This window comes from Herbaspirillum sp. NPDC101397, from assembly GCF_044767325.1.
Classification (GTDB): Bacteria; Pseudomonadota; Gammaproteobacteria; order Burkholderiales; family Burkholderiaceae_D; genus Herbaspirillum.
The window spans coordinates 426,866-440,409 of the sequence record NZ_JBIWNS010000005.1 but is presented as its reverse complement, the minus strand read 5'-3'; the positions used below and the strand labels follow the sequence as shown (position 1 = coordinate 440,409).

General features: G+C 62.3%; 14 protein-coding genes. 8 read left to right on the top strand and 6 right to left on the bottom strand.

Translation table 11 applies throughout. The features are described from left to right. Positions 1-11: 11 nt before the first annotated feature. The 8 genes from ACIROW_RS14845 to ACIROW_RS14810 are packed head-to-tail and all read left to right on the top strand — an operon-like array spanning position 12 to position 6,009. Positions 12-524 carry a DUF3261 domain-containing protein gene (locus ACIROW_RS14845; RefSeq protein WP_402276918.1) on the top strand — a complete coding sequence of 171 codons (513 nt, stop codon included), beginning with the start codon at positions 12-14 and terminating at the stop codon, positions 522-524. After that, on the top strand, positions 521-1,717 hold the full coding sequence (locus ACIROW_RS14840) for a beta-ketoacyl-ACP synthase (RefSeq protein WP_402276915.1): 1,197 nt from the start codon (positions 521-523) through the stop codon (positions 1,715-1,717). Before ACIROW_RS14845 ends, ACIROW_RS14840 begins: the two co-directional genes overlap by 4 nt. Position 1,718: 1 nt before the next feature. Beyond that, the gene (locus ACIROW_RS14835) at positions 1,719-2,201 is read left to right on the top strand and encodes a 3-hydroxylacyl-ACP dehydratase (protein ID WP_402276913.1); all 483 of its coding nucleotides are present in this window, start codon (positions 1,719-1,721) and stop codon (positions 2,199-2,201) included. Then, positions 2,198-2,935: a 3-oxoacyl-ACP reductase FabG gene (fabG, locus tag ACIROW_RS14830; protein WP_402276910.1), complete on the top strand. Its 738-nt coding sequence runs from the start codon at positions 2,198-2,200 to the stop codon at positions 2,933-2,935. The genes ACIROW_RS14835 and fabG overlap by 4 nt, the downstream gene beginning before the upstream one ends. Beyond that, a complete protein-coding gene (locus tag ACIROW_RS14825; protein WP_402276907.1) occupies positions 2,932-4,191 on the top strand; it encodes a beta-ketoacyl-ACP synthase in 1,260 nt (419 codons plus the stop codon). The genes fabG and ACIROW_RS14825 overlap by 4 nt, the downstream gene beginning before the upstream one ends. A 40-nt stretch (positions 4,192-4,231) precedes the next feature. Then, positions 4,232-4,681: an excinuclease ATPase subunit gene (locus ACIROW_RS14820; protein WP_116435265.1), complete on the top strand. Its 450-nt coding sequence runs from the start codon at positions 4,232-4,234 to the stop codon at positions 4,679-4,681. Continuing rightward, entirely contained in the window at positions 4,659-5,387 is a 729-nt protein-coding gene (locus ACIROW_RS14815) for a 4'-phosphopantetheinyl transferase family protein (RefSeq protein WP_402276904.1), read from the top strand. Before ACIROW_RS14820 ends, ACIROW_RS14815 begins: the two co-directional genes overlap by 23 nt. A 40-nt stretch (positions 5,388-5,427) precedes the next feature. Further along, positions 5,428-6,009, top strand: a complete 582-nt coding sequence (locus tag ACIROW_RS14810; RefSeq protein ID WP_402276901.1) for a hypothetical protein — start codon at positions 5,428-5,430, stop codon at positions 6,007-6,009. Between the two features lie 97 nt (positions 6,010-6,106). Here ACIROW_RS14810 and ACIROW_RS14805 read toward each other — a convergent pair whose 3' ends face one another. From ACIROW_RS14805 to ACIROW_RS14780, 6 genes are all read right to left on the bottom strand, one after another. Further along, positions 6,107-6,931 carry a M55 family metallopeptidase gene (locus ACIROW_RS14805; RefSeq protein WP_402276898.1) on the bottom strand — a complete coding sequence of 275 codons (825 nt, stop codon included), beginning with the start codon at positions 6,929-6,931 and terminating at the stop codon, positions 6,107-6,109. Further along, complete coding sequence (locus tag ACIROW_RS14800; protein WP_402276896.1) at positions 6,928-7,983, bottom strand: P1 family peptidase; 1,056 nt, start codon at positions 7,981-7,983, stop codon at positions 6,928-6,930. Before ACIROW_RS14800 ends, ACIROW_RS14805 begins: the two co-directional genes overlap by 4 nt. A 25-nt stretch (positions 7,984-8,008) precedes the next feature. Continuing rightward, the gene (gene gsiD, locus ACIROW_RS14795) at positions 8,009-8,914 is read right to left on the bottom strand and encodes a glutathione ABC transporter permease GsiD (protein WP_402276894.1); all 906 of its coding nucleotides are present in this window, start codon (positions 8,912-8,914) and stop codon (positions 8,009-8,011) included. 8 nt (positions 8,915-8,922) lie between these two features. Beyond that, positions 8,923-9,843, bottom strand: a complete 921-nt coding sequence (gene gsiC, locus ACIROW_RS14790) for a glutathione ABC transporter permease GsiC (RefSeq protein WP_402276891.1) — start codon at positions 9,841-9,843, stop codon at positions 8,923-8,925. 179 nt (positions 9,844-10,022) lie between these two features. Beyond that, positions 10,023-11,546: a glutathione ABC transporter substrate-binding protein GsiB gene (gsiB, locus tag ACIROW_RS14785; RefSeq protein ID WP_402277007.1), complete on the bottom strand. Its 1,524-nt coding sequence runs from the start codon at positions 11,544-11,546 to the stop codon at positions 10,023-10,025. A gap of 99 nt (positions 11,547-11,645) precedes the next feature. Next, positions 11,646-13,538 carry a dipeptide ABC transporter ATP-binding protein gene (locus ACIROW_RS14780; RefSeq protein ID WP_402276889.1) on the bottom strand — a complete coding sequence of 631 codons (1,893 nt, stop codon included), beginning with the start codon at positions 13,536-13,538 and terminating at the stop codon, positions 11,646-11,648. Between the last annotated feature and the right edge of the window lie 6 nt (positions 13,539-13,544).

Below are 13,544 nucleotides of genomic sequence, written 5' to 3'. Positions count from 1 at the left end.
GCACTGCACCGATGCTTCCGACACTTCCGGCAGCACCACCGGCGCCGTCGGCCCGCCTGTATCTGCAGTTGTCGCCGGCCTCGCTCGGGGCCTCGCTCAGCCTGCAACAACACCTGACCGTGGAACGCGCCGGCCGCATTGATGAAATCGACACCGTGCTCGAAATCGAACCGGATCACCTCGACCTGGTCGGCCTGGCGTTCGGCCAGCGCGTCATGTCACTGCACTACGACGGCAAGCAGCTGAAAACCTGGCGCCACTTCATGTTGCCCAAGGAAGTCCAGGGCGAAGACGTATTGCAGGACGTGCAACTGACGCTGTGGCCGGCGGCGGCTCTCCGCGCCGCACTGCCGCCCGGCTGGGAGCTCGAGGAAGACGGCATGCAGCGGACCCTGCTCCTGAACCGCGAAATCATCGCGCAAATCGATTATCCTGACCGCAAAGCGTGGGGCGGCAAGGTGATCCTGACCAATTTGCGCTATCGCTACAAACTGACCATACAATCGGTTGTCACCGCACCATGACGATTTACCTGAACGCATTGGGCATGATCTGCTCGCTTGGCGCCACCCATAGCGATATCCGGCAACGCCTGTTTGCCGGCGACAGCGGCCTGCGTGCCGGCGAGCGCCATGCATCCGACAAGGTCGCGCGCATCGTGGGCAGCATCACGCTTCCCGACGAAGAACTACCCACGGCAGACCACTTGCCGCTGCGCGAGCGCAGCCGCAACAATCGCGTCGCACTGGCTGCCTTGGCGCAGATACGTACCGAAGTGGACACGCTGATTGCGCGCTTCGGACAGGATCGCATCGGCGTCGTGCTAGGGACCAGCACCTCGGGCATTGCCGAAGGCGAAGCGGCCTTCAGGCATTACCTCGCCCACGGAAAATTTCCCACACAGTTCCACTACGGACAGCAGGAGCTCGGCTCGCCCGCCGTCGCGCTGGCGACCACGCTGGGCCTCAGCGGCCCGGCCTATGTCCATTCCAGCGCCTGCTCGTCGAGCGCCAAAGCCATGGCCAGTGCAGCGCGCCTGATCAACATGGGACTCTGCGACGCCGTCATCAGCGGCGGCGTCGATACGCTGTGCGACTTCACGATCGCCGGCTTCTCGTCATTGGATTCGGTCAGCACCGAGCGCTGCAACCCGCTCAGCGTCAACCGCCACGGCATCAACATCGGCGAAGGCGCCGCGCTGTTTATCATGACCTCTGAAGCAACCGCGACTGCCGTTACCTTGTGCGGCTGGGGCGAGTCGTCCGACGCCCATCATATTTCCGCACCCGATCCGGAAGGGGCCGGCGCCATGCGGGCAATCCGGCAGGCATTGCAACGCGCCGCCATTGCGCCGGAACAGATCGACTACATCAATCTTCACGGCACCGCGACATTGCAAAACGACGCCATGGAATCGAAGGCGATCCATCAGCTGTTTGGTGCGGAAACACCGGTCAGCTCGACCAAGTCTTTCACCGGGCATGCGCTGGGCGCCGCCAGCGCCATCGAAGCCGGCCTGTGCTGGCTGGCGATGCAGGACGACAATGCCGCCGGCATGTTGCCGCCGCACCTGTGGGACGGCCAGGCCGATCCGGCATTGCCGGCGCTGCACGCAGTCCGTATCGGCGAATCACTGGGAAGACAGCTCCGTTATGTGTTGAGCAATTCGTTCGCCTTCGGCGGCAGCAACGCCGCCCTGATCCTGGGGAGGAACTGAAGTGCAGACTGAAATACAGACAGAAGCACAATTTCCGCAGATCGCCACCCTGGTCCCGCATGCCGCGCCCATGCTGCTGCTGGACCGGGTGGTCAACGCCGACGCCGACAAGCTGTGCGCGGAGGTCGCCATCGCCGACAACAGCCTGTTCCAGACCGGAACCGGCGTCGGCGCCTGGGTCGGCATCGAATACATGGCGCAGGCAATCGCCGCCTGGGCCGGTTATCATGCGCAACAGCGCGGCGAAGCGGTCAAGATCGGCTTCCTGCTCGGTTCGCGCCGCTATGACGCCAACGTACCGTATTTCGCCACCGGCAGCACGCTGCACGTTGAAGTAGAAAAACTGCTGCAGGCCGACAACGGTCTCGGGTCGTTCGCCTGCAGCATCAAAGACGCAAGCTCACAACAACAACTGGCGCAGGCAACGATTTCGGTCTTCCAGCCGCATGACGCCAGTGAGTTTCTACAAGAGGGGAATCAATGACAAGCACGGGGAACAACACCATCCTGGTCACCGGCTCCAGCCGAGGCATCGGCAAGGCGATTGCGCTGCGCCTGGCGCGCGACGGCTACGACATCGTCCTGCATTGCCATAGCCGGCGCGACGCCGCCGATGCAGTAGCCAAAGAGATCGAAGCACTGGGACGCAGCGCGCGCGTGCTGCAATTCGACATCGGTGAGCGCGCGCTGACTTCCGACATCCTGCTGCAGGACGTTGAACAACACGGCGCCTATTACGGCGTGGTCTGCAACGCCGGCATCGCACGCGACAACGCCTTTCCGGCCATGCCCGGCGTTGACTGGGACAGCGTGATCAAGACCAACCTCGACGGTTTCTACAACGTGCTGTATCCGCTCGTGATGCCGATGATCCAGCGCCGCAAGCCCGGACGCATCGTCACGCTGGCCTCGGTCTCCGGCATGGTCGGCAATCGCGGCCAGGTCAATTACAGCGCCGCCAAGGCCGGCATCATCGGCGCCACCAAGGCGCTCGCGCTGGAACTTGCCAAGCGCAACATCACCGTCAACTGCGTCGCGCCGGGCCTGATCGACACCGACATGACCGACGAATTGCCGATGGAAGATATCCTCAAGCTGATCCCCGCGCGTCGCGCCGGCAAACCGGAAGAAGTCGCGTCGGCAGTCAGCTTCCTGATGCAGGAAGACGCCGCCTACATCACGCGCCAGGTCATCTCGGTCAATGGAGGACTGGTATGAGCGCCAATACAAATCGTCGTTCCCGGCAGGAACGTCGTGTCGCCGTTACGGGCATGGCCGGCATCAGCCCCATCGGCAACGACTGGCGCAGTGCGCAAGAGCACCTGCGCAGCTATCGCAACGCCGTCGTGCGGATGCCTGAATGGGATGAGTACAACGGCCTGCACACGCGCCTGGGCGCCCCCGCCGCCACCTTCGAACTGTCCGAGCGCTACAACCGCAAGAGCACGCGCAGCATGGGCCGCGTTGCGTTGCTGGCGACCCGCGCCAGTGAATGGGCGCTGGCCGATGCGGGCCTGCTCGACGATCCGCTGCTGCGCAACGGCGGCATCGGTATCGCCTACGGTTCATCGGCCGGCACGCCCAGCGCGGTCGCCGACTTCAGCTTGCTGTTCACGGAAAAGAGCACCCGGAACATCAACGCCAACACCTACCTCAAGATGATGGCGCATACCGCGCCGGTCAACATGGGCGTGTTCTTCGGCGTCACCGGCCGCATCATCACCACCTCAAGCGCCTGCACCTCCGGCAGCCAGGGCATCGGCTACGCCTACGAGACGATCCGCAGCGGCCGCCAGGTCGCCATGATCGCCGGTGGCTCGGAAGAGCTGTGCGCCTCGGAAGCCGCCGTGTTCGACACGCTGTACGCCACCAGCGTGCGCAACGACACGCCGGCCATCACGCCGAGCCCCTTCGACGAGCAACGCGACGGCCTGGTGCTGGGCGAAGGCGCCGGCACGCTGATCCTGGAAGACCTGGAACATGCACAGGCGCGCGGGGCTCGCATCTATGCGGAAATCGTCGGTTTCGGCACCAACAGCGACGGCAGCCACGTCACCAATCCCAACGCCGACACCATGAAGATCGCCATTGACATGGCGCTGGCCGACGCCGGTCTCGACGCGGCCGCGATCGGCTACATCAACGCCCACGGCACCGGCACCAAACAGGGCGACGTCGCCGAGTCCAACGCCACCGCGCGGGTGTTCGGCGACAAGACGCCGATCAGTTCGCTCAAGAGTTACATGGGCCACACGCTGGGCGCCTGCGGCGCGCTGGAAGCCTGGCTCAGCATCGAAATGATGCACGCCAACTGGTTCGCCCCGACCATCAACCTGGCCCGCGTCGACCCGGAGTGCGGCGAACTCGACTACATCGCCGGCGAAGGCCGTGCCCTCGAATGCGAATACGTCATGTCGAACAATTTTGCGTTCGGCGGGATCAATACGTCGCTGATTTTCAAACGCTGCGCTTGAGCAGCATCCTCATTTCACCCCACAGCAAGGAGCACACAAAATGCAAAAAATCGTTTCCCTCTCTGTCGCGCTCGGTATTCTTATCTCCGCTGCACTGCCCGCGCAGGCCCGCAACGAAACCTTCATGCTGCCCATCGATGCCGCACTGAAAGCCACGACCTTTGCAGCAAAGCCTGACGGATCGGTCAAATTCTATTTCGGCAAGCAAGTCACGCCGGTGGTTCAAGAAGTCATCCATACCGACATCATTTCCAAGAAGGTCCGCTTCTCCGGCACCGCCGACGTCGCCGCCTGCAATGAAGCGCTGGTCAGCAGCCTGACCGAGTTGCAGGAACGCACGAAGAAAATGAGCGGCAATGCCGTCATCAACATCGTCAGCTATTACCAGAATACTGAAATGAGTAGCGAAACACGTTTTGAATGTCATGCCGGCAGCTTCAGCGTGATCCTCTTCCTCAAGGCGGACATTGCCAAAGTCGCCGACAACTGATTCGTCATCGCCAGTCGCCGCGACGGCAGCCACACTCTGGTTGTTGAATGGTGACCGGATCGATGACAGCCGGCTGGTCTCACTTGAATCGCAGCTGGGGCCGGACGAGCGCCTGCGCCATGGACGCTTCTTGCGCCCGCAACGCGCGCGCGAATTCCTGCTGGGACGCTTGCTGCTGCGCCACGCAGCACGTCATCTGCTCGGCCCTGCGGCGGCATCTGTCGACGTCGCCGAACGTGAGCACCAGGCGCCGATCGTGTCGTTTCCTGCATTCTCCGCACCGCCTGATTTTCATTTCAGCATCTCGCACAGCCGCGGTTGGATCGCCTGCCTGGCAAGCACCGTCTGCGCAGTCGGACTCGACATTGAAAACAGGATGCCAGCGCGCGACATCGAAGAATCGGCTGCAGCCGCGTTCGACGACGCTCAGCGGAAATGGCTTTCCGCTCTCGACACGCAGCACCGGACGGAAGGATTTTATCGACTATGGAACAATCAGGAAGCGCTCCACAAGCTGCGCAGCAACCTTACCTGGAAGGCAGATCCGGACTCGTGCGGGGCCGGCTGGAATTGCTTCCATGTCGACCATCCGCATGTGCACATCGGCGTGTGCGCCGCACAGGAGTTGGCATCATTCGACATCGTCGAAGTGAGCGATCTGAATTCGCCTCAATATTTTCAAGATATTTCAATTTTCACCCGCTAAGCAATCCGCCATACTGCCACCTCAACTCTCAGGAACCTCCATGTTTACAACAAAAATAACCGTCCCCGCAGCCATCACCGCAGTTGCCCTCCTCGCCGGCTGCGCCACCACGGTCAGAACGCCTACCGAAACCGTCAACCCGCCGCCAAGCGCAGCGCTGTCGACCTTCTCTTCATTTGAACTGAAACCGATCAACACCAACGAAGTCTGCGCCAAGCAAAGCGGCGGCGATGTCGCATTGTCTGCGATCCAGACCCGGCTCGATACCGGACTGGGCGGTCTCGTCAAGGGTTGGAATGCAAAGAAGACCACCGCCACATCGCAAAAGCTCATCATCGAGCCGATCTGCGTCGACATCAAACTGATCGGCACGGCCAAGCGTATTTTTACCGGTGCCTTGTCCGGCAGCTCGGCCGTGGTGATGAAGGTACGATATAGCGATGCGGTTTCCGGCAAGGTGATTGCCGAACCGGTGTTTTACCAACGCGCCAGCGCGATGGGCGCGGCCTATTCATTCGGCGCAACCGATCGCGACATGCTCAATCGCATCAGCGATCTGATCGTCAGCTACGCCAGCCGCAACTATCCGCAAGCAGTGGGTGGACCTACCGGCCTGGAATGATCTGAAGAGACGGCAAACGACATTTGCCGTCCGTAAAAAAGAAAGCCCGCGCATCCCGATTCGAAGCGAGATGCGCGGGCTTTTTTATTGGCCTGATCTAGCGCAGCATGAACGACATCGCCGACAAGCTGTTCAGCACCCGCACCACGAACTCCACCGATGGCGCGTCGAACTTCAGCGTCACCGCATCGACCCGCTCAACAATCGGCAATTGGCAGAACAGATCGGTCAGCGCCGGGGTCTGCACCTGCAGGCGGCAGGTGACCGGGACTTCAATGCGGTACTTCGGCATCTGGGTGGCGCGTGCAGCCTGCACGGCTTCCTGTGCAGTCTTTTCCAGCAAGGCGCAGGCTTGTTGCGGCGACAACGAATCACCGCTGTTGGCGCCATGGGCTTTCTTGATCTCGGCAAAGCGCGCCTGCGGGAACAGCGGTTGCGTCTCTTCCACGAAGGCGTCGTCGCCGCTGCCGAAAATCACCGGCACGCCATACTCACCGGCCAGCGCGCCGTAAATCCCGGCTTCGCCCAGCTCGGCGCCATTGAGCCACACGCGTGAAAACGCGAAGCTGTTGATGGTATGCGCCAGGATGCCGCCGGTCTGCGAGCGTGAGTGGTAGCCGACCATCATGACGGCGTCGATATCGCCAGCCACGCCGCCCATCATGCCCAACACGCGCGGCTTGCCGAGCACGGCGCGTGCAGCCGGATGCAGCAGGTCGGGCAACAGGTTGCGGAAGCTGCCGTGCGAATCGTTGACGACGATGTTGCCGGCGCCACCGGCCAGCGCGCCGCGGATGACGGCGTTGGCTTCTTCGGTCATCTGGCGCCGCGCGCGTTCGTATTCGCCGTTGCCTGGACGCGTCTGCTCAGGATGGAATACCCCGGCAATGCCTTCGATGTCGACCGAAATCAGGATGTTCATGCGTGCTCCATGGTAGCGAGGGTCTCCAGCAAATCGCTCAGCGAGCGGCGCTGGTGACCATCCCTGCCCTTGACCGCTTCGGCAGCGAACAAGGCGTTGAGGATGGCTTGCTCGGTGCTGTCGGCCACCGCGTAGAACAGCGGGTCGAGCAGATTGTCGTGCAAGTAGGAAAAATGCAATGCGGGAGACGCCGCGTCCGCCAGGTGTGGCACCGTCTGCGCCGTGGAAAACGCCAGCGCGATATCGCCGCTGCCGTGGCCGTAGACCGAGCCGGTGCGCGCCAGGCCGACACCCGCACGCCCGGCCAGGCGGCGCAACTGGCGTGCATCGAGCGGTGCATCGGTCGCGATCAGCATGATGATGGAACCCTTCTCGGGCTCGTCCAGCTGTTTCTGCAGGCATTTGAGCGTCTTGCCGACCCGCTCGCCGTCCAGCACCAGGTCCGGCAGTTTTCCGAAATTGGCCAGCACCAGCGCGCCGACCGTGTATTCAGCGCTGCCGACCACGACCTTGCGTGACGCACTGCCGATGCCGCCCTTGAGATCGAAGCACGACATGCCGCGACCGGCCCCGACCGCACCTTGCACCACCGCCGCGGAGGCATTGTCGAGCGCGTGGCGATAATGCTGCTCTTCCACCGCGAACGCCTGCATGTCGTTGAGATAGCCATCGTTGCACTCGAACACCAGCGGATTGACGCTGGGCAGGCTGCGGCCGATGCCGGGATTGTCGCGTACGGCGGCGCGCGTCTGCGCGGTGGCGACGGCGCCGACCGCAAAAGTATTGGTCAGGGCGATCGGTGTTTCCAGCACGCCCAGTTCTTCAACCTGCATCAGGCCGACGCTTTTGCCGAATCCGTTGAACGTCACGGCGGCAGCCGGCACCTTGTTCCGGAACACATCACCGCCGTGTGGACGCACCACCGTGACGCCGGTCTGGATCGCGCCATAGTTCAGCGTGCAATGGCCGACCGTCACGCCGACCACGTCGGTGATGCTGTTGCCGGCGCCGGCAGGCAGGCGGCCGATGTGGGGAGGATATTTCTTGTTCATGGGACTTGCTCGCAGCCAGGCAGCCTTATTTCTGATCCAGCTTCGGGTCGAGCGCATCGCGCAAGCCGTCGCCGAGCAAGTTGAAGGCCAGCACCGTCAGGAAGATCGCCAGACTGGGGAAGATCGCGATGTGCGGCGCCGTCATCATGTCGGCACGGGCTTCGTTGAGCATCGCGCCCCACTCCGGCGTCGGCGGTTGCGCGCCCAGGCCGAGGAAAGACAAGCTGGCGGCGGTGATGATCGAGGTGCCGATGCGCATCGTGAAATACACCACCACCGACGAAATCGTGCCGGGGAAGATGTGCCGCAGGATGATCGTCATGTCGTTGGCGCCGATGCTGCGCACCGCTTCGATATAGGTCAGCTGCTTGAGCGACAGCGTGTTGCCCCGCACCAGCCGGGCAAACGCCGGGATGCTGAAGATCGCCACCGCGATGATCACGTTGGTCATGCCGTTGCCGAGGATGGCGACGATGGCGATTGCCAGCAGGATGCCCGGAAACGCGAACAGCACGTCGCAGATGCGCATGATGATCCGGTCGGCCCAGCCTTCGTAGTACCCGGCGACCAGTCCCAGGAAGGTGCCGACGATGGCGCCCACCGCCACCGACGAAAAGCCCACCGCCAGCGACAACTGCGTGCCGACCAGGATGCGGCTGAAAATGTCGTGGCCCAGCGAATCAACGCCGAACCAGTGCGCCAGCGACGGCCCGGCATTGAGCGCGTCGTAGTCGAAATAATTCTCGGCGTCGTACGGCGAGATGTACGGCGAGACGATCGCGATCACCACCAGGAACAGCACGAAAGCGCCGGCCGCCAGCGCCAGCGGTTGCTTCTTGAACTTGCGCCAGAATTCGCTCCACGGCGTGCGGATGGGCTTGGATGCGGTTGCGGTCACGGTCGTTGCGGCAGGGGTAATGGAAGTCGACATGCGCTGCCTCACTTATAACGGATGCTCGGATTGATGACGGCGTACAGCACGTCGACAATCAGATTGATGAAGATGAATTCCAGCGAGAACAGCAGGATCTCGGCCTGGATGATCGGATAGTCGCGCATCTCGACGGCGTCGATCAGCAGGCGTCCCATGCCGGGCCAGTTGAAGACTTTTTCGACCACGATGGAGCCGCCCAGCAAAAAGCCGAACTGCAGGCCCATCATCGTCACCACCGGAATCAGCGCATTGCGCAGGCAATGCTTGGCGATCACGATGCGTTCGTTCAAGCCCTTGGCGCGCGCGGTGCGCACGAAGTCCTCCTTCATGATTTCGATGAACGAGGAGCGCGTGAAGCGCGCCATGATCGCCGCCACGCCGGCGCCCAGCGTCAGCGACGGCAACACGTAATGGCGCCAGCTGTCGGCGCCGACCGTCGGCAACCAGCCCAGTTGCACCGAGAACACTTCCATCAGCACCATGCCCAATGCAAACGGCGGGAAGGAAATCCCCGACACCGCCAGCGTCATGCCGGCGCGGTCGGGCCACTCGTTACGCCATACCGCTGAAAAGACGCCGATGAACAGACCGAATATGACGGCCCAGATCATGCTGGTGACGGTCAGCCACAAAGTCGGCCAGAAGCGCTCCATGATTTCCTGGCTGACCGGCAGCTTGCTGCGCAGCGAGATGCCGAAGTCGCCATGGGCGGCGTTCACGAAGAAACGCACGAACTGTTTGTGGATGGGTTGATCGAGGCCGAGATCGGCACGGATCAGCGCCACGGTCTGCTCGTCGGCTTCCGGCCCCGCCGCCAGCCGCGCCGGATCGCCGGGCAGCAAGTGGACGAACAGGAACACCATCACCGCGACCAGCAAGAGGGTCGGGATCAAGCCCAGAAGACGTTTTAAGACATAAGAAAACATGGCACGTCCTGCAATGATTCAACTACTTGGGGGGAGCAGCCGCGCGCATCGATTGCGTGGGCGACTGCCGGGAATTCTGAAATGCGGTGCTGCGTGACTGCGGTGATACCGGTTCCGCCATCCCGGTTGAGGGAACGGCGGAACCTTTGCTACGCTTGCGACAGGTAATACAACGTTGCTTACTTCAGTTCGATTTCATCGAAGTTGAACGATGCGTCAGGCATCACGTACACGCCCTTGAGGTTCTTGCTGCGTGCGTACAGGACTTTTTCGGTCACCAGGAAGGCCCATGGCGCGTCCTTCCAGATTTCGGTTTGTGCATCCTTGTACAGCGCCGCCTTCTGGGCGCGATCGGTCACGGTCAACGCCTGGGCGATGTCGCTGTCGACCTTGTCGCTCTTGTAGTAAGCAGTGTTGAACAGCTTCGGAGGGAAGGCTTCGGAAGCCAGCAGTGGACGCAGGCCCCAGTCGGCTTCACCGGTCGACGACGACCAGCCGGCGTAGTACAGGCGCACCGGTGCGGTGTCCGGATTCGGCGAACTCTCGACCTTCTCGACGCGTTGACCGGCTTCCAGCGCCTGCACCTTGACCTTGATGCCGACCTGCGCCAGCTGCTGTTGCAGGAACTGGATGATCTTCAGCGCGGTGGTGTGGGTGTAGGCGGACCACAGCTCGGTTTCGAAACCGTTCGGATAGCCGGCTTCCGCCAACAGCGCCTTGGCCTTCTTCACGTCATACGGCCATGGACCGGTCTTGACCGCGTAGTCGACGCCCTGCGGCAGCACGCCGTCCATCGGCGCGGCATAACCGCTGAAGGCAACCTTGACCAGCGCATCCTTGTTGATCGCATAGTTGATCGCTTGACGGACCTTGACGTTGTCAAACGGCTTTTGCTTGACGTTCATCGACATGTAGCGCTGGATGATGGAAGGACCGGTCACGATGTCCAGCGCGCCCTTGCCCTTCAACAGTTCGGCCTGCTCATACGGCAGCGGGAAGGTGAAGTTGGCTTCGCCAGTCTGCATCATGGCCGAGCGCGAGTTGTTGTCGACCACCGGTTTCCAGATCACTTCGTCGACCTTCGGATAGCCGGCCTTCCAGTAGCCGGAGAATTTCTCCGCCTTCATGTAGTCGGTCTGCTTCCATTCGACGAACTTGAACGGGCCGGTGCCGACCGGATGGAAGGCGATGTCCTTGTTGCCGTACTGCTTCAGCGCGGTCGGCGAAATGATCACCGCCGATGGATGCGCCAGCACGTTGATGAAGGCCGAGAACGGTTCCTTCAGCACGATCTTGACGGTGTAGTCGTTGAGCACGTCGGTGCGGGCGACGCGGTTGAACAGGTTGTAGCGCTTGAGCTTGTTGTCCGGATTGGTGACGCGGTCCATCACGGCCTTGACAGCGTCGGCCTTGAACACGGTGCCGTCATGGAACTTCACGCCCTGGCGCAGGCGGATGGTGTACTCCAGGCCGTCCTTGCTGACCAGGTAGCCTTCTGCCAGCACGTTGACCAGCTTGAGGTCCTTGTCGAACGCGAACAGGCCCTGGTAGAAGGACTTGGTCACGGCCAGCGACAGCGTGTCGTTGGCGTCGTACGGATCCATCGTGGTGAAGGTCGAGGCGACCGCGAGCGTGACGCTCTTGGCGGCCCAGGCGTGCACGGCGGCGAATTGCAGCGTGGTGCCGATGGCGCCGAGTGCCATCCATCGGAGGACAGTTGTGCCGCGACGGGAAGTTTGGGTAGTCATGGTTAGGCTCCTGAGTTTCTAAGTGATCTAAGTGATGAATGAAGCGACAACAAACTAAAAAGCAGCGGAAATGCGATGTGCAGCAACAAAATGGCCGGGGCCGACTTGCTTCAAAGGTTCGACCAGCGGATCGTCTCCGATGGCGCGAATGGGGCTTGGAATCTCATCATTTTGCAAACCTTTCTTCAGGTGGCGCAGCTCCGGATCGGCCACCGGCACGGCGGCCATGAGCTTGCGCGTGTAGGGATGCTGAGGATTTTCAAAGATGGCGCGGCGCGGACCGATCTCGACGATCTGGCCCAGGTACATCACGGCGACGCGATGGCTGATGCGTTCCACCACCGCCATGTCGTGCGAGATGAAGATGAACGAGATGCCCAGTTCGGCCTGCAGGTCCAGCATCAGGTTGACAATCTGCGCCTGGATCGAGACATCCAGCGCCGACACCGATTCATCGGCGATGACGATCTTCGGATTCAGCGCCAGGGCGCGCGCGATGCAGATGCGCTGGCGTTGGCCGCCGGAGAATTCGTGCGGATAGCGCTGGGCATGTTCCGGCAGCAAGCCGACACGGGTGAGCAGCGCATCGACGCGCTCCTGTGCGCCCTCTTTCATGCCATGGACCAGCATCGGCTCCATGATGGAATAGCCGACCGTCAGGCGTGGATCGAGCGAAGCGAACGGGTCCTGGAAAATGAACTGGATGTCGCGGCGCAGTTCGCGCAATTCCGAACGCGGCAGTTCCGCCAGGTTGCGCCCGCCGAACTCGACCTTGCCGCCGCTGATCTCGACCAGGCGCAACAGCGAGCGCCCGGTGGTTGATTTGCCGCAGCCGGATTCGCCGACGATGGCCAGCGTCTCGCCTGCATACAGGTCGAAACTGACGCGCTCGACCGCATGCACGCGTTGTTTGACGCGACCGAAGATGCCGCTCTTGACGTCGAAGCGCGTGGTCAGGTCGGTGACCTTGAGGATGGGCTGGCGCTGCTGCACGATCTCCGTGGCCGCCTGCAGTTCTTCGGCGATGGCGTCCGGCTTGGCTTCGGCGCTCGGTGCGATACCGAAGCGCGCCGGCGTGTCGGTGCCTGTCATGGCGCCCAAGCGCGGCACCGCGGCCAGCAGGCTTTGCGTGTAGGGATGGGCGGGCGCGGCAAAAATGCTGCGCACGTCGTTCTCTTCGACCTTCTCGCCACGGCACATGACGACCACGCGGTCGGCGATTTCCGCCACCACGCCCATGTCGTGGGTGATGAAGACCACCGCCATCTGCATTTCTTCCTGCAGCGAGCGGATCAGTTGCAGGATCTGCGCCTGAATGGTCACGTCCAGCGCCGTGGTCGGCTCGTCGGCGATCAGCAGCGAGGGCTTGCAGGACAAGGCCATCGCGATCATCACGCGCTGGCGCATGCCGCCCGAGAGTTGATGCGGATGGCGGCCGAGCACGCGCCTGGCTTCCGGGATGCGCACCATCTCCAGCATGCGCAATGCTTCGGCGCTGGCTGCGGAATGGCTCTTGTGCTGATGCAGGCGGATCGATTCGGCGATCTGCTCACCCACGGTGAAGACCGGATTGAGCGAGGTCATCGGCTCCTGGAAGATCATCGCGATCTCGGCGCCGCGGATGCTGCGCATGGTCGATTGCGGCGCCTTGACCAGGTCCAGTCCGCTATTGTTGCGGCGCTGGAATTGCATGCTGCCGGAAACAATCCGGCCGCCGCCGTGTTCGATCAGGCGCATGATGGCCAGCGACGACACCGACTTGCCGGAACCGGACTCGCCGACGATGGCCAGCGTCTCGCCCTTGTCGACGTGGAAAGACAGACCGCGCACCGCTTCCACCGTGCGTTCGGAACCGGTGAAGGTGACGCCGAGATTGTCGACGGTCAACACGCGCTGTGCGCTGTTGCTGATGTCCGGGGTCGGCGATTGTTGATCGTGCATGGCCATTTTCTT

Bases quoted from the DNA above. Each gene is read 5' to 3' on its own strand.
- gsiC (WP_402276891.1), bottom strand. From the start codon at position 9,843: ATGTTTTCTTATGTCTTAAAACGTCTTCTGGGCTTGATCCCGACCCTC.
- ACIROW_RS14805 (WP_402276898.1), bottom strand. From the start codon at position 6,931: ATGAACATCCTGATTTCGGTCGACATCGAAGGCATTGCCGGGGTATTC.
- fabG (WP_402276910.1), top strand. From the start codon at position 2,198: ATGACAAGCACGGGGAACAACACCATCCTGGTCACCGGCTCCAGCCGA.
- ACIROW_RS14825 (WP_402276907.1), top strand. From the start codon at position 2,932: ATGAGCGCCAATACAAATCGTCGTTCCCGGCAGGAACGTCGTGTCGCC.
- ACIROW_RS14800 (WP_402276896.1), bottom strand. From the start codon at position 7,983: ATGAACAAGAAATATCCTCCCCACATCGGCCGCCTGCCTGCCGGCGCC.
- ACIROW_RS14845 (WP_402276918.1), top strand. From the start codon at position 12: ATGCTTCCGACACTTCCGGCAGCACCACCGGCGCCGTCGGCCCGCCTG.
- ACIROW_RS14780 (WP_402276889.1), bottom strand. From the start codon at position 13,538: ATGGCCATGCACGATCAACAATCGCCGACCCCGGACATCAGCAACAGC.
- gsiB (WP_402277007.1), bottom strand. From the start codon at position 11,546: ATGGCACTCGGCGCCATCGGCACCACGCTGCAATTCGCCGCCGTGCAC.
- gsiD (WP_402276894.1), bottom strand. From the start codon at position 8,914: ATGTCGACTTCCATTACCCCTGCCGCAACGACCGTGACCGCAACCGCA.
- ACIROW_RS14820 (WP_116435265.1), top strand. From the start codon at position 4,232: ATGCAAAAAATCGTTTCCCTCTCTGTCGCGCTCGGTATTCTTATCTCC.
- ACIROW_RS14840 (WP_402276915.1), top strand. From the start codon at position 521: ATGACGATTTACCTGAACGCATTGGGCATGATCTGCTCGCTTGGCGCC.
- ACIROW_RS14810 (WP_402276901.1), top strand. From the start codon at position 5,428: ATGTTTACAACAAAAATAACCGTCCCCGCAGCCATCACCGCAGTTGCC.